Below are 23,961 nucleotides of genomic sequence, written 5' to 3' on the forward strand. Positions count from 1 at the left end.
TATTGATGACACTATACCGCTCACGAGACTCTCGCCACCAGCCTATCTCCGAGTCTTCCATTTTATTGGCAGGCCCCGTGCGCAATGTCGCCGCCACCATTGAGCGCGAAGTTAAGACCCTGATGGCGAGTTTGGCGAACTTTAAAACGAGTGCGTGCCTGGTGATTGAAAGTGACTCGAGCGATGCGACCGTTCAGCAATTAGAGCAATTGTCCAAGACCATGCCCCAGTTTTCGTACGTCAGTATGGGGCAGCTCAGTAAGCAATATCCCAGACGAACTGATCGGATTGCCCTGTGTCGTAATGCGATTATCGATGCGGTAGCGCAAAACCCAGAGTACGCGCAGATTGATTACATTGCCATGGCGGATATGGATGGCATGAATCACCTCATCACTTCGGAAAAAATTGCCCAGTGCTGGAGCGTGCCTGAGAACTGGGATGTGATCACCGCCAATCAATTGGGACCGTACTATGACATTTGGGCGCTACGCCATCGCGATTGGTGCCCGACCGACTGCTGGCAGCAAAAAACCGCGCTTGAATCCGTGATTGGCGATCGACCGGCTGAACATTTAGCGGTGACCGCGCGGCAAGTGACTCTGGATCCGCGCGCGGGGTTGATTGAAGTCGATTCCGCCTTTGGAGGTTTAGCTATTTATCGCCGCGAGGCATTTCTCGCGGGGCGCTATGCCGGCACTGATCGCCAAGGTGGCTTTGATGTGGCGGACCACATCCCCTTTCATGAAGACTTACGCCAAAAAGGTTATAAAATTTATATCAATTGTGCGCTGATTAATTGCGCGCAATACCCCGATGCCGTCGAACCGCCGCTACCCCAAGCACCCAAAGGGGTGCTTAAACTGGTTCAGCGCTTGGGGCAGATGCTCTTTGGCAAAAAACGTTTTAACAAATACCTAGACCTCATGAAGTCACCCTAGGTTTGCAACTTTTGAACAATAGAAACAAGCGATGATTCTGATTACTGGCGGCGCAGGTTTTATTGGTGGCAACTTTGTGCTCGATTGGCTCAAAGACCCCCGTGCGGAAGCCATCATTAATCTCGATAAATTAACGTATGCCGGCAATTTAGCGACCCTCGCTTCGTTAAAGAACGATTCGCGTCATGTTTTTGTGCAAGGGGATATTGGCGATCGCGCTCTGGTCGCGCAACTATTAAAAGAGCATCAACCGCGCGCGATTGTGAACTTTGCGGCCGAGAGTCATGTGGATCGCTCAATTCATGGGCCAGCCGATTTTATTGAGACCAATATCGTAGGTACCTTTAATCTCCTCGAGTGCGCGCGCGAGTACTGGAGTGGCTTACCAGACGATGCAAAACGAACGTTTCGCTTTCATCATGTCTCCACCGACGAGGTCTATGGCTCACTTGCGCCTACCGCACGAGCGTTTACAGAGACCCATCCTTATGAGCCCAACAGTCCGTATTCGGCTTCTAAAGCCGCGTCCGACCATCTGGTAAGAGCCTGGTTTCATACCTATGGCTTGCCAGTGGTGACCACCAATTGCTCGAACAACTATGGCCCCTTCCATTTCCCCGAAAAACTCATTCCCTTGGTCATTCTCAATGCGATTAATGGCAAGCCCCTACCGATTTACGGCGATGGTCAGCAAGTGCGCGATTGGCTCTATGTCGGCGATCATTGCTCGGCGATTCGCACGGTGCTCGCTCACGGTACGCTTGGAGAAACCTACAATATCGGCGGCTGGAATGAGAAAACCAATCTCAGTGTCGTGCAAACCATTTGCCAGATTTTGGATGAGTTAAGACCGAGAGTTGATGGAGAGTCTTATGCCAAGCAAATTACCTTTGTGAAAGACCGCCCTGGTCACGATCGGCGCTATGCGATTGACGCACGCAAAATTGAGCGCGAGCTTGCTTGGCGACCCGCGGAAACCTTTGATACGGGGATTCGTAAAACGGTCCAGTGGTATCTCGAGAATCCATCCTGGGTGGAAGGGGTGGTAAGTGGCGCCTATCGCGATTGGCTGCAAAAGCAATACAACTAACATTCATCAACACTTGAACCGATGAACATTATCGTTTTTGGTAAAGATGGCCAATTAGGTAAAGCCTTTCAAAGAGTCTTTACAGCTCAGAAACTTGGCGAGTTGCATCGTATTCACTACGTGGGTCGTGCGCAATGTGACCTTAGCAACGCCGATGCCATAAGCAATCTTTTGCGAGAAACGAAACCAAACCTGATCATCAATGCCGCGGCGTATACAGCAGTGGATCAAGCTGAACAAGAAATCGATTTAGCCTATGCCGTCAATGCCAATGCCCCAGCCATCATGGCGCAATACGCAGTGAAGGAGGGCGCAACCTTGTTGCACTACTCCACCGATTACGTCTTTGATGGAACGAAAACCACTCCTTACTTTGAGAGTGATGCGCGCAATCCCTTGGGGGTCTACGGTAAAAGCAAGGCGGCCGGTGAAGAGGCAATAGAAAAATTATTTGCAGCCCATCCAAACCCCCAGGCGCAATTTGCGATTTTGCGAACCAGCTGGGTCTATGGCGACGGGGGGAACTTTATTCGTACGATCTTACGGCTCGCTAAAGAGCGCGAGAGCCTCAAAGTCATTGCCAATCAATTTGGCGTGCCCACTAACGCACCTTGGTTGGCAAGTATTAGTCTAGCGATGGTGCTTGATGAGAACCGGCAACTGCGATCTTTTCCGTCGGGGATTTACCACGCCATCCCTCAAGGCGAAACCACCTGGTACGAATTGGCCTGTTTTTCAGTACAAATTGCCTTAGATGTCGGTGCGGATCTAAAACTGCGTTCCGATCAGATCATTGCCATTCCTGCATCGGAGTACCCCTTACCAGCGCCGCGACCGATGAACTCACGTCTGGCGCGACCGGCCTTAGATACGCTTTTGAATCAGATCTCTAAAGGCACTGATGTGACAAAATGGCAGCAATGGCAACAATCATGGCAAGAGCCAGTCGCTGACTATGTTCAAGATTTAGTGCTTCACAAACACAGCTAAGGGCTTCCTAAAGGCATTTCCCGATGACAGTAAATTCGATGAATTCAAAAAATCGCAAGGGCATTATCTTGGCTGGTGGCTCGGGCACGCGTTTGTATCCCGTCACGCAAGCGGTCTCAAAGCAATTGATGCCCGTCTATGACAAGCCGATGGTCTATTACCCGCTAACAACCCTCATGCTCGCTGGTATTCGCGATATTTTGTTAATTTCCACCCCGCACGACACCCCACGCTTTACCGAGTTATTAGGCGATGGTTCACAGTGGGGGCTCAACATCAGTTACTGCGTGCAGCCTTCACCCGATGGTTTAGCCCAAGCCTTTATTTTGGGTAAATCCTTTGTCGGTCATCAGCCGAGTGCCTTGGTGCTGGGTGACAATATTTTTTATGGACATGAGCTCGTGGACCAGCTCCAACGTGCGAGTGCCCAAACCGATGGTGCCACGGTATTTGCCTATCACGTGAATGATCCTGAGCGCTATGGCGTCGTGGAGTTTGACAAAGATTACAAAGCCATCTCGATTGAAGAAAAACCAACAAAGCCCCGCAGTAGTTATGCGGTAACCGGCCTTTATTTTTACGATCATCAGGTGTGTGATATTGCCGCCTCGATTAAACCGAGTGCCAGGGGTGAGCTTGAGATTACCGATGTCAATCGTGCCTATCTCAATCACAACGCATTAAGTGTTGAGATCATGGGGCGCGGCTATGCTTGGCTTGATACGGGCACGCACGATTCGCTTTTGGATGCCGCAGGGTTTATTGCTACTTTGCAAAAACGTCAGGGTTTGATGGTCGCCTGTCCCGAAGAGATCGCATACCGATACGGTTGGATTAACCAAGAGGCCGTGGAGAAGGTAGCTAATCAACTCAGTAAAAGCAGTTATGGTCAGTATCTATCCAAAATGCTACATGAGTTAAATACCAGTGCACAACCGATTGGTTTGTCTGCGAAGGTAAAGTTATGACTATCGATACCAATCCGAAATTGCAGGTCAAGCCCACCGCGATCCCGGAGGTATTGATAGTCGAGCCCAAGGTCTTTGGCGATCAGCGCGGTTGGTTCACTGAATCCTTTAATGCCAAGGATTTTGCCAACGCGACTGGACTTCAGGTCGAGTTTGTGCAAGATAACCATTCTTTCTCACGCCAGTGGACACTGCGAGGGATGCATTACCAACTCAAACACACGCAAGGCAAACTGGTGCGAGTGGTAGCGGGTTCGGTCTTTGATGTGGCTGTGGACTTACGCAAAAACTCGGCGACCTATGGTCAGTGGGCGGGGGAGGTATTAAGTGCTGACAACCATCGCCAACTGTGGATCCCTCCCGGCTTTGCGCATGGCTTTTTGGTCTTATCCGACACCGCAGAGTTTTTATACAAAACCACCGATTACTACGATCCAAAAAGTGAAGTGTGTTTGTCATGGTGCGACCCCACCACCGCGATCCAATGGCCCATTCCAGCGGGCGTAGAAGTTTCGCTCAATGCCAAGGATGCGACAGGGCTATCGTGGGAGCAGGCCCCCAAGTTTTAGTGGTATCCATCGAGTCGCTCTGAAAGTCAAAGGAAATGAGCGAAGCCCATGACTAAACCATACGATAATCGAGCCATGGCTAGTTCATCGCAGACACAAGGGTCACAGCACACATCTGTCGATCAGGCTGATCAGACAGGGTTGATCATTCAGGGAGGGGATGCCCCCAAAATCTTGATCGTCAAGCTCTCGTCCTTAGGCGATGTGCTCCATACCCTGCCCATCGTTTGGGATTTGCGCAAGCGCCTACCCCATGCGCAAATCGATTGGATTGTGGAGGAGGCCTACGTCCCATTACTCAAACCCTTAGAAACCACGAGCACATTTAGAGGGATTGATCGAATTATTCCGCTCGCGTTTCGGCGCTGGCGCAAAAGCCTTTGGAGTCGAAGTACCTGGCATGAGTTTTTAGCGATGCGCCAAATACTCCAAGCCACCAGCTACGATGTGATTCTTGAAACGCAAGGCTTAATCAAATCCGCCTTGGTGTGCGCACTTGCAAAAAAATCCGCTCATGCAGTGGTTGCGGGCCTGGGGAATGCCACGGAGTACTCAGGCTATGAACCACTGGCCCGCTTTTTTTATACCCAAGCAGTGCAGGTGCCTAAACAGTGCCACGCGGTTGATCGCGCGCGTTGGGTGATGTGTTCGGCAATGGACTGGCCACTCATTAAACGCGAGGCCGAACCACCGCAGTTTTATCCCCCTGATTTTGTAAAGCATCTTCCACTCCTATCCCTCGAGAGTCTTTCGAGCGCGGCTAATGACTCCATCGCGAAGTATGTGCTGTGTTTTCATTGCACGGCGCGGGCCGCCAAGCGCTGGGCCAATGAGTCCTGGATTGATTTAGGAAAATCATTGGCTAAAGAGGGCTACCGATTAGTACTGCCTTGGGGGAACACGAGCGAAAGGCAGGTGAGTGAATTCATCGCAAGTCACATCCCCGGGGCAATCGTTCCCAGAGCCATCTCGATTGAGGAGGCCTATTCGCTCATTGCCCACGCCACACTCATCGTGGGTGTGGACACCGGTTTAACCCATGTGGCGGCTGTTTTGGGTAAACCCACGGTCGAGATTTATTGCGACTCCCCGAGGTGGAAAACTGAAGGCTATTGGTCAGAGCGTATTTCCAATCACGGCGATGTGGGGCATCCGCCTGAAGTGGCTGAGGTGCTTGCGGCTTGTCAGCGATTAATGACGCAGTCATCGATTTGATTCATCGGAGTAAAACGAGAGTCTACTGTCTACTAAGCGTACCAAGCGTGCTAAGCAAGCTTTTGCGCTTGAGCAGCGCACATACGCTCAATCACTCCATCAATATCGGTAGGTTTTTTCCACTTCAGTTGTTGAATGGCCCGCTCGGGATTGCCCACACTGTATTGAATTTCATTGGGTCGGAAAAATGCTGGGTTGATTTCTACGTGTTGTTGCCAATCCAAATCAAAATACTCAAAGGCTTTAGCGACAAAGTAGGTGAGGGACTCCATGCGGCCCGTCGCGATTACAAAATCATCAGGCTTATCCTGCTGCATCATGAGCCACATGGCTTCTACATACTCCGGGGCCCAGCCCCAATCGCGGCAGATCTCTAAATTCCCCAGTTGGATCTTTTGAAGTAGCCCCGCTTTAATTTTGCTAGCCCCCACAATGATTTTTTGGGTGACAAAGCGCTCTGGACGCAAGGGCGATTCATGATTAAACAAGATCCCTGTACAAGCGTAAAGGCCATAAGACTCGCGGTAGCTGTTAATCAGCCACTTGGCGGTTGACTTCGCAACTGCATAGGGACTACGGGGTGCAAAGGGTGTGGATTCATTGGCGGGGGTCGTGCCAGTATCACCAAAACACTCGCTGGAGCCCGCATTGTAAAAACGCACAGACTTCCCTAATACCCGAATGACTTCTAGGATATTGAGCGTGCCAATGGCGATGCTCTCGATCGCTTCGACCGGCTGTTCAAACGAGAGTCCCACCGAGGTTTGTCCAGCAAGGTTGTAGATCTCATCAGGATCGCACGCTTGTATGGCATTAAATACGCTACGAAAATCATTAATGGAGACCGAGAGAAGTTTGACTTGTTCGCGAATTCCCAGAATATTCAAATTATGAAAAGAGGAGGCCATTACATCGCGCGATGAACCAGCCACGGTATAGCCTTTGCCTAAGAGGTATTGGGCGAGGTAGGCACCGTCTTGGCCGGTGATGCCAATAATGAGGGCTTTTTTGCTCATACGCTAATGATACGAACTTTTCGAAGGCGCGAGCAGTACTGGGTTTTCATGAGGATCCATGCAGAGTTCGGAGTCAGGGGCAGAGGACCTCAGCTTAGATCCCTTGTGGGAGCCTTTGCTTCTCCCCTTCCCCCTTTACAATACGATTATTCTGAAAAATGATACGAATTGTGCCCAATCCTAATTTAAGCTCTAAAGTGATCCCTGTCATTCTTTGTGGCGGCTCGGGCACGCGTTTGTGGCCCTTATCGCGCTCGGGATTCCCGAAGCAATTTCTGGTTCTCTCAAGTAATGAAGACCAGCATAGTCTTTTTCAGCAAGCCCTAAGCCGTGCTCAAAAAGCCATTGGGTCGCATGCCAAACCAGAGCCAGCCTTAATAGTCACCAATGAAGAGCATCGGTTTTTAGTGCTCGATCAATTGCGTGAGTTAAAGGATGCAAAGGCAACGTTGCTACTCGAGCCGGTAGCACGTAACACTGCCCCGGCGCTTACGCTGGCAGCATTGTGTGCACAGGCGCAAGGCGATGATCCCATTTTGCTCATTACCCCAGCCGACCAAACGATTGCCAATCAACCCGCCTTTGAAGAGGCGATGCACTCCGCGCTCCACATTGCGCAATCCGGGGCAATCGCCATCCTGGGCGTGACCCCCACTGGCCCAGAGACTGGCTACGGGTACATCAAGGCCAAGGTCAATGCTCAGGTCAATATTCAGGGAGCGGGCGATATTGGCATGACCGTTGAGCGTTTTGTTGAAAAGCCCGATGTGGCAACTGCGACCCAGTATTTAAAGGAGGGTAGCTACTATTGGAATGGTGGGATGTTTGTACTCAAGGCCAGCGTATGGCTTGCAGCCCTCCAGGCATTTCGCCCGGATATCTTGGAAGCAAGCACTCAAGCATGGGGTGGTAAAACCAGCGACGCGCACGATGGCACCGTATTTATTCGTCCGGACAAGGCCCTGTTTGAAGCGATTCCGAGTGAGTCGATTGATTATGCGGTGATTGAGCAATGCCCGGGTAGTAGATTTCCCATTCAAATGGTGCCATTGGATGCAGGTTGGAATGACCTGGGTGCTTGGGATGCGGTCTGGCAAGTCGGCGCTGCAGATAATGCAGGGAATGTGACACGGGGCGATACCGTTTTGGATCAAACCACCAATAGCCTGGTGTATTCAAGCACGCGCTTAGTAAGCGCAGTGGGCGTGAACGACCTCGTGATTGTGGAGACTGCCGATGCGGTCTTAGTAGCGAATCGAGCCAATAGCCAAGAGGTCAAGGCGATTGTGAGTCGCTTAGAGAAAGCAGGGCGCGAAGAGAAAAACCTGCATCGCAAAGTTAATCGCCCCTGGGGTTGGTATGACAGTGTTGATGAGGGCGAGCGCTTTAAAGTCAAGCGCATTCAAGTTAAACCCGGAGCGAGTTTATCGCTGCAAATGCATCATCACCGCGCTGAGCATTGGATTGTGGTCAAAGGTATTGCTGAGATTACTAATGGTGATCAGGTGCTCACTTTGCATGAAAATCAGAGCACCTTTATCCCCCAAGGGCAAACCCATCGCTTAGCCAACCCCGGCACAGAGCCCTTGGAAATTATTGAGGTTCAATCCGGCTCTTACTTGGGTGAGGATGATATTGTGCGCTTTGAAGACACCTATGGGCGACAATAAGCTCAATAGCGAATAATGGAGTTAAGAGGGAAGCCATGAGTAAAAATCAAGCCAAAGTTGCTTTAATTACCGGAATCACTGGTCAAGACGGCTCTTACCTTGCAGAATTTCTATTAGAGAAGGGCTATGTGGTGCATGGCATTAAGCGCCGCGCTTCACTCTTTAATACCGAGCGTATTGATCACCTCTATGAAGACCCACATGTCAATCATCCTCATTTGATTCTCCACTATGGGGATTTAACGGACACCAGTAATTTGGTGCGCATTATTCAGCAAACCCAACCCGATGAAATTTATAACCTAGGTGCGCAAAGCCATGTGGCGGTCTCCTTTGAGTCCCCCGAATACACGGCCGATGTGGATGCGATTGGGGCGCTTCGCATGCTCGAAGCAATTCGTATTTTGGGCTTAGAGAAGAAAACCCGCTTTTATCAAGCATCGACTTCTGAGCTCTATGGTTTGGTACAAGAGATTCCCCAAAAGGAAACGACCCCTTTTTATCCCAGAAGCCCGTATGCAGTCGCGAAACTCTATGCCTACTGGATTACCGTGAACTATCGTGAAGCCTATGGCATGTATGCGTGTAACGGCATTCTCTTTAACCATGAATCCAAACGCCGCGGCGAGACCTTTGTAACACGCAAAGTCACCCGGGGCCTTGCGAATATCGCCCAAGGCTTAGAGAAATGCCTCTACATGGGTAATATCGATGCGCTTCGCGATTGGGGTCACGCCAAAGACTACGTACGCATGCAGTGGTTGATGCTCCAACAAGATAAGCCAGAGGATTTTGTAATTGCGACTGGCGTGCAATATACGGTTCGTGAGTTCATTCAAAAGAGCGCCAACGAGTTAGGAATCACACTCAGATTTGAAGGTAAAGCGGAGGCCGAGAAGGCGATTGTGGCAAAGATTGAGGGAGATAGGGCGCCTGCGCTCAAAGTGGGTGATGTGATTGTGCAAATCGATCCCCATTACTACCGTCCTACCGAAGTCGAGACTCTCCTGGGTGATCCCACCAAGGCCAAAGAGAAGCTCGGTTGGGTCCCTGAAATTACTTTGGATCAAATGATTTCTGAGATGGTGGCTTACGATCTTGAAAAAGCCAAGCAGCATGCGCTATTAAAAAAGCATGGCTATGCGGTGGCAGTGGGCAAGGAAAAGTAAGTGAAAAGCAAGCGAAAAGTAAGTAAAAGTAACCGATCAGCAAAACACGCTTAACTCTCTCGAAACGAATTTAGGACTCTTCTTGGCAAACGATCTTCAGCAAAAAATCTACATCGCGGGCCACCGGGGTATGGTCGGATCAGCCATTGCGCGCGAGTTAGAGCGCCAAGGGTATACCAATCTGATTTATCGCACACACCAAGAATTGGACCTTACCAATCAAGCCGCGGTTCGTCATTTTTTTGAGACCGAAAAACCCGATCAGGTGTATTTAGCCGCAGCCAAGGTAGGCGGGATTTATGCCAATAACACCTATCCTGCGCAATTTATTTATGAGAACCTGATGGTGCAAAACAACGTAATTCATCAGGCGTTTGTGAGCGGCGTTAAAAAACTCTTGTTTTTAGGCTCAAGCTGTATTTATCCCAAGTTAGCCCCGCAACCCATGGCGGAGGATGTACTCTTGACTGGGAAGCTCGAGCCCACTAATGAACCCTATGCGATTGCCAAAATTGCAGGAATCAAAATGTGCGAAAGTTATAACCGCCAATACGGCAAAAGTCATGGGGTGGACTATCGCTCGGTGATGCCAACCAATCTGTATGGCCCAGGGGATAATTACCATCCCGAAAATAGCCACGTGATTCCGGCACTCATTCGGCGTTTTCATGAGGCGAAGATCAATCGCTCACCCGAGGTCACGATTTGGGGAACTGGTACTCCTAAGCGTGAATTTTTATATGTCGATGATATGGCTGCTGCCAGCGTGTTTGTCATGCAGCTCGATCCACTAGCCTATGAGGCGCAAACTGAAACCATGCAAAGCCATATCAATGTGGGTTTTGGTAGCGATATCACCATTGCACAATTAGCCGATGCGATTGCCAAAGCAACTGGCTATCAAGGTCAGATTACCTTTGATCCGACAAAACCGGATGGATCGCCGCGCAAACTCATGGACTCTAAACGATTAAACCGTCTAGGGTGGAGCCCTAAGGTTGGGTTGGAAGAGGGTCTGGCCACTGCTTATGACGAGTACGTGAAGCTGGATTTACGAAAATAGCCCCAAAAGCACCCTTTGCGACGCATCGAGCCACTAAGGGTCATCCGATCACTTCGTGGTTTTAAAATTTAGAATGATTTTGAAATTGATCCATTAAGACATAATGAAGAGCGCGTTTCGCACCGACCACATCCTATTGCGGATTCTCTTTGGCCGACGCTGGAGAGAAAAAGTGTGGGCATCCAAAGCGGATGTAGCTCAATTACATGCTCACATCACGGCGACCACGACTCCATTTTTAATCAATCTGGATAGGGTAAAACGCATCAAGCTTTCCTTAAATACCCCAAACCCAGCGTATAACCCCAGTTTATTAAAAATACCCAATGGCTATTTGATGATCGCACGATCGAGTGCAGTCCATGTATTTAATGACCGCGTCTGCGTGACGAATCCCGATGCTCCCAAAGATGTCAATTATGTGATGTGGCTAGATGCGCAACTGAATATCATCAAATACGACGTTCTGGATGAATCATTGTTGAGTAAGGATGAATCGGGTTGGACCTCTGCTCTTGAAGATATTCGACTATTTGACTGGAAGGGTGGGGTGTGGGGCATTGCCGCCATTGGTAATCGTGCGGCGGGCGCCATTGGGCAGGTTATGGTTCAGCTTGATGGACATCGGATTACTCAGTATCAGGTCTTGCCGTCGCCACGAGGGCAGAAAGTAGAAAAGAACTGGATTCCAGTTGCCCATGCATCGCAGTTAAAGTTGATTTATAGCGTAGAGCCTTTGCAGATTCTCTCGATGCACTCTCCCATGGAGCCAATCCACTTGCCAGATAACTTTGATTCGGTAGCGGCTGAAGTACCCTATCCGTACCGCGGGGGATCAAATTTAGTGCCATATGCCGAAGGGTATTTGGCACTGGTGCATTCAGCCCCAATCGCTTATCAAGGCGCTCGGATGTACACCCATCATTTTGTGCTCTTTAGCCCCGATCTTCAGATCATTGAAATTAGTAGACCTTTTTTCATCGAACATATCGGAATTGAGATTGTGGTGAGTATGGTCTTGCATGATGATGGTGTCATCATTTCCTATGGTGTTGGGGATCGACTCTGCCGCCTACTCAAGATTCCCCATGACGTGATCGAAAAATTTATTTCAAATGAATAAATTTCTAACTCTTGATCGATTAGGCTTATATCTGATCGTTTTAAGCAGTGCTCTTCTGGGAATCTGGGCTGTTAAAGATACAATTGCGTTACGCAATATCTTGCTCGTGAGTGGAACTTTAATTTCTATTTATTACATCGCTCAAAAATGGCGGGAAAGAAGGCTCAAAGAACAATACACCCTTTTTAGTGTATTGCCTATTATGTTTGTAGCGCTTACCTTCGTCTGGGTAATTGTTCATTATCTATTTTTTTCACTTGATCCTATTGAGCAGTTTAAGGAAATGAAAAGTACATGGTTACGCGCTTTCATGGCATCGATTGTTGGTCTAGCAACCGGACTTACACTAAGAAATCGTCCCAGTCGACTTAATCTATTGTGGCTAGGTATTTTGATTGCTTTTTTAGCACTTTTTTCACAATATATCCCAAGAGCCCTAGCGCAAAACAAACTACTCGTGCCTGATTATGATCATTACTTGTTTCATTTGAAGATCAATACCGTGCTCATGGGGATGATATTGATTGCAGGTATTGATGGAGCACTACTAGATCATCTAAGGGCAATCCAATATCGCTGGAAAGAGTTAAGGATTATGTATCTTGTTTATTGGCTACTTGGTACCGCCTTGGCATTGTGGGCATTTGTTTACATCGTCGATGCTCGTAACGGTATTGGCTTATCAACGATTTTGTATGGCTTCTGGTTTCTTTGTGCACTCGTTTTTTTTATTCGTAGTCAGCAACGTTCTCTAAACTTAAAAAGTTTATTAGCACTCTTGATTGCAAGCCTTGGCTTAAGCGTAGTTTTGTACTTTGCGTATCTACAAATGACTGTCAACAAGGGTTGGCATACTTTATTTGCGGATGCCAAAGTGGCAGTGCAAATTGATCGATATCCCAATTGGCAAAACCCTACCCAAATGGGTTACCCTAAACGCGAGGACGGAAAATCAGTCGCTGCCAATACTTATGAGCGAGTCGCGTGGGCAACAGCGGGAACCAGGGCCATCATGTCTTATCCACAGGGCGTTGGTACGCTAAGCTACCCGTTTGCAAAACATCCAAATGCCCCACCAAAAATGGAAATAGGCCCAAACTCCCCGGGGATTGCAACACACAGTGGTTGGGTGGAGCTGGGGCTTGCTTTTGGTGTTCCCATGCTTGGCTTGATTTTCACTGCCCTGTTGATGGTATTCATTCGGGCGGCGCGTCATGCGTACCCCGCCCGAATGACCGTGTTGGGTTTTGTGGTACTTATTTTTTGTCTATATACTGTAGGAGAAGTTACAGTTCAACACGGTATTGAAATTCTTTATTATTTTTTGGCACTCCTTCCCGCATTGCTTTTTACTAAACAAAGAAATTCTTATTAATAAATCGTTAGTTAAATAATCAGTAATATTTTATTTACGAAATATTTTTAAACCGAGGTTCGTGAGTGAGTAATCTTTCAAAAGTAAATGAAACTGATTTATCCGAGTCGGAGATTTCTCTTCTCGACATCATTGAGTTCATCCAAGAGTCCTGGAAAACCATTGTCGGCTTCATAATCCTCGGTATCGCTGGTGCCGCCCTTTTCTTTTGGGTGGTCCCTAAGCAGTACGAAGCTAGCGCTCAAATCAAGATGGCGCAGATCGCAAACGTCAACAACAACAACAACAACATTAACCCCCTGGGCATCAATGTCGAGGAGCCCCAGGCGTTGATTGCCCGCATGGCGCTGCCGACCTCCTACCCTAAGGAGACCATCGCGCTCTGCGGCCTGACAGACGAAAAGGACGCCGACGCCCAACTTGCAAAAAAAGTGAAGCTCAGCATCCCCAGGGGGGTGGGCGGGACCGTGGACCTTAAGGTTCGTGACGCCTCCAAAGAGATCACGCAGACCTGCGCAAATGCCGTCTACCAGCTCATCAAGACGAGCCAGGCCCAGCTAGTCGCCCCCTACATCGACGAGGCCAGCAAAAAATTGAAGATCGAGGAGGAGCGCCTAGCCCGCGCCACCCAGGTGATCGCCAAGGCTGATAAATCAGGCGCGGCCGTGAGTGCTGCCTACCTCGCCACCCGCGACGAGATCCGCTACCTGCTCGATCAGATCTCGAACCTGCAAAGCATCATTACCGGCAACGAAAGCCGCGCCGCCCACCTCACCGCACCGATCTACCTAAAGGATGGGCCGGTCTTCCCCCAAAAGCGCAATAGCCTATTAATTGGCCTGCTGCTCGGGGGCTTTCTAGGTCTGATGTTGGCCCTAGCACGCAAGTGGTACCGATCGAACCGCGCGGTCCTTAATTGACACAGCGTCAAAAGGGTTAAAACCCCTGAGCCCCTTAAGAGCTCGCATTCCATTACATCTGAGGTACCCGGGGTTGTCTGTCGCCACCCAAATATATTCCCTAAATCCCTTTGGCTGCGCGATTAAAGTAATCAACATCGCTCAAAATCAATTGACTCACCAAAAAAAGTAGAGCCTGAAAAAGTTGTTCATCACATGAACAAATGGTTATAATAATTTTAATCATTAACCCAACCCAGCACCCTTAACGGCACCAAGCCAAATAACAGAGCCCCATGACCGCAGCCGCCACCAATTATTCCCAAGAAGTACCTGTGCAGCCTACACAACAGTTGCCGGCGGAGGAGTCATTGCATTCAACCACGGGCTCCGAAGTCCAACTCAGGCTCCTTAGCCTCCTCGAGCAAAACCCTGCCTGGACCCAACGCCAATTGGCTGACGCCCTAGGGGTGAGCCTCGGTAAGACCAACTACTGCCTGCGCGCCTTAAGGGAAAAGGGCCTCGTCAAGTGGGGTAACTTCTCGCAAAATCCCGATAAGCTCCAGTACATTTACCTTCTAACCCCCAAGGGCGTCATTCAAAAGCTGCAGCTGACCACCCACTTTTTGCAGCGCAAGGAGCGCGAGTTCGAAGAGCTGCGTAGCGAGATCGCTCGCCTGCGTGCGCAGTTGGTCAACAGTAATTCAGACCACGTTGCCTTAGCACTGCCAGTCGAAAGTCCTCTGCTTAGCGCGAGTACTCCAGTGGGGCAAGCCACATGAGGTGTCATGCGAATGGATTGCAGAGCATAACCGCCCGGGTGAGCGACGGTCTCTTAGGCGGATGGGAAGATGAGCTTGCCGCAACAGAATTTAGTGCAGCGGTTTTGCCGGCAGTATTATGCGGCACGAGAGCATACGCGCGGGATCGGGCATTAGCGAGCTTGAGGTTCCAATGAAGCCTTCAATAAATCAAAAGATAGCTTTAGCGCTTATTAACAGAGCTCTTTATGAAGAATATAGTAGTTGGTATAGGTTATCGCCGCCCAAATTTAATTTTGCTTTCTCGGCACCATGCACATCTCTAGATTTCGCTCTTGAAAGGGTTTATTCTCTGAACCACCCAGGGCCTCCGATTGCTAATATTCATATCAAATAATGCCTTCAAGTCATGAGTCGTAATTATCAAAGCAACTCTGAATGAAGAGGGGTTAATCGCATATGAACCCCTCCTGGGTCAGAAAGAATTCTTTGATTCAGAAGTGCGGGTTAATTTAAAACGCTCATCGACTTAATCATTTTTAATTATTAAGTGAATTAGCTCAATAACGTGAGGGCTAAGTTATATATGTGATTTATTTGGCGGTGATTCTTCGTTGCTTAATATGGGTAAATATGGGTAAATTTCGGTTTCATATAAAAAGATATTCTCAATTCAGCGTGTTGCTGCGTAAAATTTTTAAAGAGGCTGATGTTGTGCTGCCAATAATGCACAATAGTGCTTGGCTTTTTTTGGACAAGTTTCTTCGGTTGGGCTTGGGGACCATAATAGGCGCATGGATCGCCCGATATCTAGGGCCAGCCCAGTATGGAGAATTAGCATTTGTAATTGCTTATATAACAATATTCCAGGCAATTGCTAATTTAGGTTTGGATGGCATAGTGGTTCGGGATATTAGTCAATATAAAAGCAGGGCTAATATCTTGCTTGGAACTACCTTCGTCTTGCGTCTTTGGGCTGGCATTCTTTGTTGGATTGGGGCGGTTATTGCCATGGCTTGGGCAAATGGTTTTTATGACCTAAGTGTGAAGTTGACCATTTTGATTGGTGGTGCTTTGGTTTTTCAGGCTGCCGATACTGTTGACTTGTGGTTCCAAAGCCAAAGCCAAAGTAAGAGAACTGTGATTGCCAAGTTTTTGGCTTATCTGGTTTCAAATGGTGTCAAAGTTGTACTTATTCTAATTAAAGCTCCAATCGAAGCTTTTGCAGTAGTTATAGTACTAGAGGGAATAATTGCTGCAATTGGATTATCGGTCGCATACAAAAAATTTCCTTGCGAAAAAAAATGGGAAGAAGTAAGAAGTCTTGGGTTTAAATTGATTCAAGAGAGCTGGCCATTTATTATTGGCGGGATTTCGATAATGGTTTACATGCGCGTAGATCAAATTATGATTAAAGAAATGCTCGGCGCTCGTCAGTTGGGTATTTATGCTGCAGTACTACCGCTTGCCACACTGTGGCAAGTTTTCCCAGTAATCTTGAATTTGAGCTTGGCGCCGTATGTTGCTCGAAAAAAGGCTGAAAGTGAAGCTGCTTATTGGGGTGCTTTGGAGGGAATTTTTAAACTATATAGTTTTATTGGTTGGTTGGCATGTATCGTAACTTTGCTCTTTGGCGGTTCGGTTATTCAACTCCTTTACGGAGTAGATTACCAAGAAGGGGTTATTGTTTTAGCTATATATGTCTTCACAAATCTTTTTATTAATATGGGTATGGCTCAAGTTCTTTGGATGCTTAATGAACAAAAGTCGCTAATCAGTCTTTTGAATACTTTAGTAGGTGCTATAGTGTGTATTGCAGGAAACTATTTCGTTATTCCACTCTTTGGAATATCGGGAGTTGCATTTGTAGCCGTATTATCTACTTTAAGTTCAGCGGTACTGACAAATTTAATGTTTTCCAGACGCATATTCTTTGTTCAAATTAATAGTTTGATAACTCCACGTTTAAAATTTTAAATAAGACTGGAGTGAACAAAATCCTCATCACTGGTGGCGCTGGCTTTTTGGGCTCTCACCTGACTGAGCGCTTACTACGTGAGGGTAATGATGTTTTGGTAGTGGATAACTTTTTTACTGGCAACAAACAGAACCTTGCGCACTTGATGGGTAACCCTAATTTGGAGATCATGCGCCATGATGTGACCTTTCCTTTGTATGTCGAGGTCAATCAGATCTATAACTTGGCGTGTCCCGCCTCTCCAGTGCATTACCAATACGATCCCGTGCAAACCACCAAAACTAGCGTACATGGCGCCATTAATATGCTGGGTTTGGCGAAGCGCACGAGAGCACGTATTTTGCAAGCCTCTACGAGTGAGGTCTATGGTGATCCAGAGGTGCATCCTCAACCCGAGGGCTATTGGGGTAGGGTGAATCCGATTGGCATTCGGTCCTGTTATGACGAGGGTAAGCGCTGTGCTGAAACCCTATTTTTTGACTACTTTCGCCAACACCAAACCGATATCAAAGTGGTCCGTATCTTCAACACCTATGGACCAAGGATGCATCCTAATGATGGCCGGGTCGTGAGTAACTTTATCGTACAGGCCTTGCAAGGTAAAGACATCACGATTTATGGAGACGGTTCTCAGACCCGAAGTTTTTGCTATGTCGATGACCTAATCGACGCCATGGTCAGAATGATGAACTCAGAGAAGGGTTTTACTGGCCCCGTTAATATTGGCAACCCCGGAGAGTTCACCATGCTCGAGCTTGCCGAGATGGTTCTCAAGCTTTCTGGCAGTAAATCCAAGATTATTCATCAACCATTGCCATCGGATGATCCGAAGCAGCGTCAGCCCAATATTGATTTAGCTAAAGCCAAATTAGGGTGGGAGCCCAAGGTATCCCTTGAGGATGGCCTGAAAGAAACGATTGCTTATTTTAAGAAGGTTGTTAATTGATCATAATAGATGTCGTCGCACTGTTTTAATTTTGAGCAGATTGGACTCTGCTGTCAGGATATTTTTGCAATATGCTCAGAAAGTATGCACCACTCTATATGGGACATGGTAACCTAAGAAAAACCAAATAGAGAGGATACGGTCATCTGAAGAACTACTGATTTAGTTTAGATGTAAATGTCATTTGCTGTATGAACGCAGCGTCTTGGTGCTGCTTTACATCTTTCCTTAATCAAATCAATATCTTTAACGTAAATCGTATTGCCGCCATTTTTATTGTAGCTATTTAAAATGTGTATTGTGCGACTGAGTGGTTCGTATTCTATTGGCGTAAAGTTGAGGCTAATTATTTTATTGTGTATATCTTGATTGCTATGTCCAAACTCATCGCCGCTACCATTCAACTCTATTATCATTGCGATAGTGTTTTGAGATGAAAGAATATTTTTCCCACCTTGAATAACATTGTATTCAAAACCTTCTACATCAATCTTGAAAAAATACTTTGCATTGTTATCAAGTTCTTCATCTAATGTAGTTACTTCTACCTTCGTTGTATTTTCAACATTGCCGGCCAGACTTACTTTGTTTATTGTGTCATTATTATTTGTGAAAAACAAAGCACCAGTTTTGTCTCCAACCCCTTTGTTTCTCACGCTGACGACATTATTTATACGATTTATTTGTATTTGATCTTTTAATCTATCAACGGTATCTGGTAAAGGCTCAAAGGATATACTTTTTGCCTTTACAACTTTTGAAGCAAGTATTGTAAATGCTCCAATGTTAGCGCCGACATCAACAAATATCTCATCTGGGCGAAGTGCATGAAGCAAGAAGAGCATATCTTCATACTCCATAAAGCCAGTGTATAAGTTTCCAGTTAGTCCAGTTTCGCCGATTGCTGTAATAAAGCTCGCATCTTCAACCCACGGCACTATTACTTTTTTTCTTAATAATCTTGCTGCTATTTGCCAGCGCAAAAAACCTATCAATGCTCTCCGCTTGTTCTGTTTTGTTAGTGGATGGTTGAGAATGAATCTTGTGATTTCGTGAAGTTGCTTTAGCATTTTCATTGTCTTTAATGTGTAGCTTCGCATTTTACGTGTGCGTAGTAGGAGTGGAAAGCGCTTTTGCATTTTATTGCACAAAGTGTAACCACAATTATGTAAAATCCAATAAACCCAATGGGTTACGTTAGCATATGCTGCTACAAAACGAACAAAAAAACACACAAAACCTACACATAGTAGAGTTGGCGTGTTGGGCCGCTTAAGTGCCGGGTTTTTTACCTATATTACTATTAAGTGGGTGTACTAAATTAAATAATTTAAAGGAAATGTATGTTTGAGTATCGCGAAAACCCTCGAGAGATTATTTTAAGTAGAGTTAGGGAATTTTTGTACAAAAAAATTACAGTCAATAGCTCCACTCTTTTTCTAAAGGGTGGAGACATTATTTCTATCCGGCCACAGATTGATGGTCTACACGAACCTATCCTTACAAAACTAATTGAAACTTTTTCTAAATCTGGTTACGGAGATTTTTTGGTTGATATAGGTGCAAATATTGGTCTAATTTCATGTCAAACGGGGAAATTTTTTAAGGAGGTGCACATGTTTGAGCCAAATCCCATATTATGCAAGATATTGGAGGCAAATACTGCAATTACTCTCTCAAAAAAACTGGCTGTAATTTACCCTATCGGCCTTGGGGAGTCCGACAGAACTGTCAAGTTGACGGTTCCCAAGAAAAATTGGGGAGGAGCCTTTATAAAAGACTCAATAAATTCCTATGAATTAAGTTTGTTATCGAGTAAGGACGGCTTTGCAAAATTAGATGAGGAAAATTATTTTGAGGTGGATATAGTTATAAAAAATACTGCAGAATTTTTAAAAGAGTTATTCAATCGTATGAGGACAAAAGGGCTTAAACATGGAGTAATAAAAATAGATGTAGAGGGTTACGAGACAGTTGTATTAAATGGTATTGCAAGTGCTTTGCCAGAAGATATGCGAGCTTATATAATTTTTGAATCTTGGAGTAATAAATTAAATATAGAAAAAATCTTGCAAGCTTTTGAGGGTAGGGCGCTAGCTTACAAAGTAATAAGACGAACTCCTTAGAGTAATAATTGGCCGAAGATAGCAAAACTAAGTTCATTAATATTAAATAGAAAGATAATTACACATATTAAAGAGCTATCACAGGAAAGTGTGAATGGAGACATTATTTTAGCGATAAATTAATAAATATTTATCAATATTTTCAATTTTTTATTGAATAAATTAAATTTGACGGTTTAGATATAAAAAAATCAGAACTTTTTTTAAAGAATATTAATTTCAGCGTTAATTTATCTATTAATAGTTTTATAAAGCGAAAATTAAGTTTGAAGGCATATATTAATTGCTATTTTGCATGAAGTAGTATTTATCATTTGCAGTTTTAGAAAATTAAGAAAATTAGAATAATCTTAATAATCATGCGGCATAAATTAATTGGATTAGTGAATGTTAAATTCACTAAATTATTTATTATATGAATTTATTTGTATTTGGCGCAGCATATATTACAGCCTTTGCTCAAGAAAAATATGTTTATATTAAAGAATTTAATAAAGATATTAATATCAGGATATTTACACCTAAATTTATAAAAGGATCATTTGGCTATATTGAAAGGCAAAGAAATAAAAAACTTGCCAAAGAGGAAATTGTTGAGATAAAAAGTTACTTTAATTCGAGCCATATGAAGTACTTATTGGATCCATTTAAAATTATATTTTTACTTATAAAATACAGGCCAGAACGAATTCATATTGAAGAGGATCCATATTCAATTATCGCGTTTGAAGTTATATTATTAAAGCTTTTATTTAGCAAAAAAACTAAAATAAGCTTTTTTTTATGGGATAACTTAGACAGAACACCTACTTTTCCGAAAAATATTTGGAAGAGGTTTTCTAATCGATATTTTTTAAGCTTAGCGGATTTTGTAGTTGTAGGCAACATTGATGGCGAAAAAATATTAAGATTCAATAAAAAATACAATGGTAAAATTTACGTATTGCCTCAACTGGGATTGAATGAAAAAAAATACATTTATGGGGATAAAACAAAAAGAGAGACTATAAATATTGGTTATGCAGGAAGGCTTGTAGAAGAGAAAGGACTTAGAGATTTATATAATGCATTTCTCAAATTAAACTGTCCCAATAAAAAGTTAATAATTTTGGGATCCGGTCCATTGCTAAAAGAAATTACTGAATGGATGAAAATTTTAGGCGATATGATGGAATATCACCCAGCAATTCCCCATAATGAAATGCCTAACTTTTTCAAATTCATAGATATTTTTGTATTGCCATCCGTATCAACTAAAAGATGGAAGGAGCAGTTTGGATTAGTTCTTGCGGAGGCGATGATGTCAGGAGTCCCATGCGTAGGATCTTCTTCCGGAGCAATACCAGAAGTTATAGGGCCAGGCGGGCTAATTTATACTGAACAAGACGTAAAGTCATTAACTTTATGTTTACAAACTTTGGTTGACAATAATGACTTAAGGCTAAGTTATGGAAAAAGGGGGCAGCAATTCGCTAAAGAAAGATACTCACTTAAATCTCTTTCAAAAAAATATATAGATATATTTAATGAAAGAGCATAGTTTAAAGGTAGCAGTATTGCTACTGCTAACAATAGCAAATATATTACTATTAATTAATCCAGGAAATATTGACGTATTTAACTTTTCTAATTTGATAGGTGCAGTAACCTACATACTAATATTATTCATAATTTATAAGAAAATAATAAAAATAAGTTACTATTCAGTAATGTTAATAATGGTATTTACTTCGTATGTATTTTTAACATATATATACCAATCGACCTCATTATTTTTTGGATCAAACGATATTTCGGAAGGAATTAATCTATTTGGAGGTATTTATACAGTAACTTCATTGAGTGAGGCGTTATTTATAAGTTATCTTTGTGGGGCTATACTTTTTATATTATCTCTAAACGAGAAAAAAAGTTTATTTTATGATGTAAATAAATATAAGATAAAAAAACATGATCTTATAATATTAATTTTATTGTATGCGATTTCAATCTTCTCATTTTTATATGGTGAAGTTGGATATTTAGGTGTTTTGAAAGACAGTAATGACAAAATTAGCCCTATTGGAGCTATTGTCATGTTATATACACCAGTATTACCAGCACTTTCAATAGCACTATTACATGGCTATAAAAAAAATAAATATATAAAAATATCTTTCATTATTTTGAATATATTTTTGTTAATTTTTATTTCATTTGTAGGTCGTAGAGTATTTATATTTTCAATATTAACAATGGTAATTTATCAATTCAGTGTTCATTATGAACACATTGACATTAGAAAAACTATTCTTAATAGAGCATTTTTTTTATATTTTTTCGCAATTATTGCTAGTATAATTCTATTCGCTATAATTAGACAATCACTACCAGATATTGGAGAGGGAACATCAATATATGCCGTCTTAGAATATATTAGTGATACTAAAAATTATTCAGGAGACATAGTTGGCAATACAAATCAAAGAGCATTTATATTATCCTATCTGGCAGTATTAATAAATTACGCAAAAGACAGCATAGGTTTTCCGTTTTATGGGATGGAGTTTTATAATTCCATGATAACTTCAGTGCCATCTTTCTTAATAGACTCTAAGAATAGCGTATCACCAGAAGAATATATTCACCCTTTAATAGGCCTTAATATCTTTGACGGACCGAATACAATAATAACGGCAGGATATAACGATTTTGGTTTTATTGGTTCGATTTGTTATCCAATATTATTGTGCATTTTGTATAAATTTTTTGATTATATATTTAATAGAAACTATAAATTAATTAGAATTTTTATTAAATTAATATTTATATACAATTTGTTAAATTTTGAGCAAGATTTATCTCAATTCACTTTTGTGAAATTACGAGATTTATTATTTCTACTAACGATTATTTACATTCTATATAAAACTATTTTTAAGATCTATAAAAATGAAGATATTATTAATAGGTAACTATGCGCCACTTAAGAATATAAGCATGGAATTGTATGCTGATTTATTAATTGCTGAGCTTGAATATAAAAAAATAAAAGCTGACTTACTACTTCCACCTGTAATACTTGGTAATTTTGCTTTCAAAAATAATTTTTTAATAAAATGGCTTGGCTATATTGATAGATTTATACTTTTTTTACCATTTTTAAATTTTATTTCTCGAAAATATGACGTAATACACATATGCGATCATGCTAATTCAATATATTTATTATTTTTGAATACAGAAAAGTGTTTAATAACATGTCATGATTTACATTCTGTAAAATCATCATTTGGTTTTTATAAGCAACATAGAATAAAATTTTTTGGAAAAATATACAACTCTTTATTAATATATTCACTTAAGTTGTCTAAGTGTATCGTTAGCGTTAGTAATGCTACACTAGAGGACCTGGTTAAGATAATAAAAATTCCAAAGTCAAATATAGTTGTAATACATAATTCTTTAAACTTTAATTTCAAAAAAACCGATACTAAAGTTAGCGAAAACTTTAATTTAAATGAATTAATTCAACACAATATCAAATACTTTCTTCATGTTGGTGGCTCTGCTTGGTATAAAAATAGGCAGTTTGTTTTAGACCTTTTTTTAAAATTACGAGAAATCACTGAATTCCAAGACTATAAGTTAATCTTTGCAGGTGGCAAAATAACTGAATTTTCCATGAGAGATTTATCTAATCATATTGAGTCAGATCAAGTGATTTGTATGCAGAATCCAAGCAGTGAGATTTTGAATATACTATATTCGAGGGCTGAAGCACTAATTTTCCCTTCAATTTCTGAGGGATTTGGCTGGCCTGTAATAGAGGCCCAAGCTTGCGGTTGCTTAGTAATTGCTTCTGATATACCGTCTATCAGAGAAATTTCAGGGGGCGCCATTATTTTTATAGATCCTAATTCTATTGAAAAATCATTTTTAAATATTCTAAATGATTACAATAGAAAAAATATTTTAATAGATATGGGTTATAAAAATATTGCTAAATTTGACAAAGAATTAATGATCAATAAATACATAGATTTATACTATAAAATTCATAATAAATACTTTTGAAATTTC

The 23,961-nt window shown here is 43.5% G+C and carries 21 protein-coding genes; 19 read left to right on the forward strand and 2 right to left on the reverse strand.

Going from position 1 to position 23,961, the window contains the following annotated elements:
• Positions 1 to 2: 2 nt before the first annotated feature.
• The 6 genes from QUE60_RS01490 to waaC are packed head-to-tail and all read left to right on the forward strand — an operon-like array spanning position 3 to position 5,773.
• Entirely contained in the window at positions 3 to 941 is a 939-nt protein-coding gene (locus QUE60_RS01490) for a glycosyltransferase family protein (protein ID WP_286226958.1), read from the forward strand.
• 31 nt (positions 942 to 972) lie between these two features.
• The gene (gene rfbB, locus QUE60_RS01495) at positions 973 to 2,031 is read left to right on the forward strand and encodes a dTDP-glucose 4,6-dehydratase (protein WP_286226959.1); all 1,059 of its coding nucleotides are present in this window, start codon (positions 973 to 975) and stop codon (positions 2,029 to 2,031) included.
• A 21-nt stretch (positions 2,032 to 2,052) separates the two neighbouring features.
• Positions 2,053 to 3,021: a dTDP-4-dehydrorhamnose reductase gene (gene rfbD, locus QUE60_RS01500; protein ID WP_286226960.1), complete on the forward strand. Its 969-nt coding sequence runs from the start codon at positions 2,053 to 2,055 to the stop codon at positions 3,019 to 3,021.
• Between the two features lie 38 nt (positions 3,022 to 3,059).
• Positions 3,060 to 3,989: a glucose-1-phosphate thymidylyltransferase RfbA gene (gene rfbA, locus QUE60_RS01505; protein ID WP_286226961.1), complete on the forward strand. Its 930-nt coding sequence runs from the start codon at positions 3,060 to 3,062 to the stop codon at positions 3,987 to 3,989.
• Positions 3,986 to 4,558, forward strand: a complete 573-nt coding sequence (gene rfbC, locus QUE60_RS01510) for a dTDP-4-dehydrorhamnose 3,5-epimerase (RefSeq protein ID WP_286226962.1) — start codon at positions 3,986 to 3,988, stop codon at positions 4,556 to 4,558. Before rfbA ends, rfbC begins: the two co-directional genes overlap by 4 nt.
• Positions 4,559 to 4,606: 48 nt before the next feature.
• Positions 4,607 to 5,773: a lipopolysaccharide heptosyltransferase I gene (gene waaC / locus QUE60_RS01515; protein ID WP_286226963.1), complete on the forward strand. Its 1,167-nt coding sequence runs from the start codon at positions 4,607 to 4,609 to the stop codon at positions 5,771 to 5,773.
• Positions 5,774 to 5,823: 50 nt separating this feature from the next.
• Here waaC and QUE60_RS01520 read toward each other — a convergent pair whose 3' ends face one another.
• Positions 5,824 to 6,789 (reverse strand): GDP-mannose 4,6-dehydratase, encoded by a 966-nt coding sequence (locus tag QUE60_RS01520; RefSeq protein WP_286226964.1) that lies wholly within the window; start codon positions 6,787 to 6,789, stop codon positions 5,824 to 5,826.
• A gap of 158 nt (positions 6,790 to 6,947) precedes the next feature.
• Here QUE60_RS01520 and QUE60_RS01525 point away from each other — a divergent pair, with 158 nt between their 5' ends.
• From QUE60_RS01525 to QUE60_RS01565, 9 genes are all read left to right on the forward strand, one after another.
• Complete coding sequence (locus tag QUE60_RS01525) at positions 6,948 to 8,459, forward strand: mannose-1-phosphate guanylyltransferase/mannose-6-phosphate isomerase (RefSeq protein ID WP_286226965.1); 1,512 nt, start codon at positions 6,948 to 6,950, stop codon at positions 8,457 to 8,459.
• A gap of 35 nt (positions 8,460 to 8,494) precedes the next feature.
• Positions 8,495 to 9,628: a GDP-mannose 4,6-dehydratase gene (gene gmd, locus QUE60_RS01530; RefSeq protein ID WP_286226966.1), complete on the forward strand. Its 1,134-nt coding sequence runs from the start codon at positions 8,495 to 8,497 to the stop codon at positions 9,626 to 9,628.
• Positions 9,629 to 9,710: 82 nt separating this feature from the next.
• On the forward strand, positions 9,711 to 10,691 hold the full coding sequence (gene fcl / locus QUE60_RS01535; protein ID WP_286226967.1) for a GDP-L-fucose synthase: 981 nt from the start codon (positions 9,711 to 9,713) through the stop codon (positions 10,689 to 10,691).
• Between the two features lie 103 nt (positions 10,692 to 10,794).
• Positions 10,795 to 11,814 carry a hypothetical protein gene (locus tag QUE60_RS01540; RefSeq protein WP_286226968.1) on the forward strand — a complete coding sequence of 340 codons (1,020 nt, stop codon included), beginning with the start codon at positions 10,795 to 10,797 and terminating at the stop codon, positions 11,812 to 11,814.
• Entirely contained in the window at positions 11,807 to 13,189 is a 1,383-nt protein-coding gene (locus tag QUE60_RS01545; RefSeq protein ID WP_286226969.1) for a hypothetical protein, read from the forward strand. Before QUE60_RS01540 ends, QUE60_RS01545 begins: the two co-directional genes overlap by 8 nt.
• A gap of 65 nt (positions 13,190 to 13,254) precedes the next feature.
• A complete protein-coding gene (locus tag QUE60_RS01550) occupies positions 13,255 to 14,109 on the forward strand; it encodes a Wzz/FepE/Etk N-terminal domain-containing protein (RefSeq protein WP_286226970.1) in 855 nt (284 codons plus the stop codon).
• Between the two features lie 275 nt (positions 14,110 to 14,384).
• Positions 14,385 to 14,870 (forward strand): MarR family EPS-associated transcriptional regulator, encoded by a 486-nt coding sequence (locus tag QUE60_RS01555; RefSeq protein ID WP_286226971.1) that lies wholly within the window; start codon positions 14,385 to 14,387, stop codon positions 14,868 to 14,870.
• Between the two features lie 612 nt (positions 14,871 to 15,482).
• Positions 15,483 to 16,826, forward strand: a complete 1,344-nt coding sequence (locus tag QUE60_RS01560; protein ID WP_286226972.1) for a flippase — start codon at positions 15,483 to 15,485, stop codon at positions 16,824 to 16,826.
• A gap of 11 nt (positions 16,827 to 16,837) precedes the next feature.
• The gene (locus tag QUE60_RS01565; protein ID WP_286226973.1) at positions 16,838 to 17,773 is read left to right on the forward strand and encodes a UDP-glucuronic acid decarboxylase family protein; all 936 of its coding nucleotides are present in this window, start codon (positions 16,838 to 16,840) and stop codon (positions 17,771 to 17,773) included.
• Positions 17,774 to 17,940: 167 nt separating this feature from the next.
• Here QUE60_RS01565 and QUE60_RS01570 read toward each other — a convergent pair whose 3' ends face one another.
• Positions 17,941 to 18,843: an FkbM family methyltransferase gene (locus tag QUE60_RS01570; protein ID WP_286226974.1), complete on the reverse strand. Its 903-nt coding sequence runs from the start codon at positions 18,841 to 18,843 to the stop codon at positions 17,941 to 17,943.
• Between the two features lie 273 nt (positions 18,844 to 19,116).
• Here QUE60_RS01570 and QUE60_RS01575 point away from each other — a divergent pair, with 273 nt between their 5' ends.
• The 4 genes from QUE60_RS01575 (at position 19,117) to QUE60_RS01590 (ending at position 23,955) form a co-directional block, all read left to right on the forward strand.
• Positions 19,117 to 19,899 carry an FkbM family methyltransferase gene (locus tag QUE60_RS01575; RefSeq protein ID WP_286226975.1) on the forward strand — a complete coding sequence of 261 codons (783 nt, stop codon included), beginning with the start codon at positions 19,117 to 19,119 and terminating at the stop codon, positions 19,897 to 19,899.
• A gap of 415 nt (positions 19,900 to 20,314) precedes the next feature.
• Positions 20,315 to 21,439, forward strand: a complete 1,125-nt coding sequence (locus QUE60_RS01580) for a glycosyltransferase family 4 protein (protein WP_286226976.1) — start codon at positions 20,315 to 20,317, stop codon at positions 21,437 to 21,439.
• Positions 21,426 to 22,853, forward strand: a complete 1,428-nt coding sequence (locus tag QUE60_RS01585; RefSeq protein WP_286226977.1) for an O-antigen polymerase — start codon at positions 21,426 to 21,428, stop codon at positions 22,851 to 22,853. The genes QUE60_RS01580 and QUE60_RS01585 overlap by 14 nt, the downstream gene beginning before the upstream one ends.
• 25 nt (positions 22,854 to 22,878) lie before the next feature.
• Complete coding sequence (locus QUE60_RS01590) at positions 22,879 to 23,955, forward strand: glycosyltransferase family 4 protein (RefSeq protein WP_286226978.1); 1,077 nt, start codon at positions 22,879 to 22,881, stop codon at positions 23,953 to 23,955.
• The last annotated feature ends 6 nt before the right edge of the window (positions 23,956 to 23,961 follow it).

The organism is Polynucleobacter sp. HIN11, from assembly GCF_030297675.1.
In the GTDB taxonomy this organism is placed as follows: domain Bacteria; phylum Pseudomonadota; class Gammaproteobacteria; order Burkholderiales; family Burkholderiaceae; genus Polynucleobacter.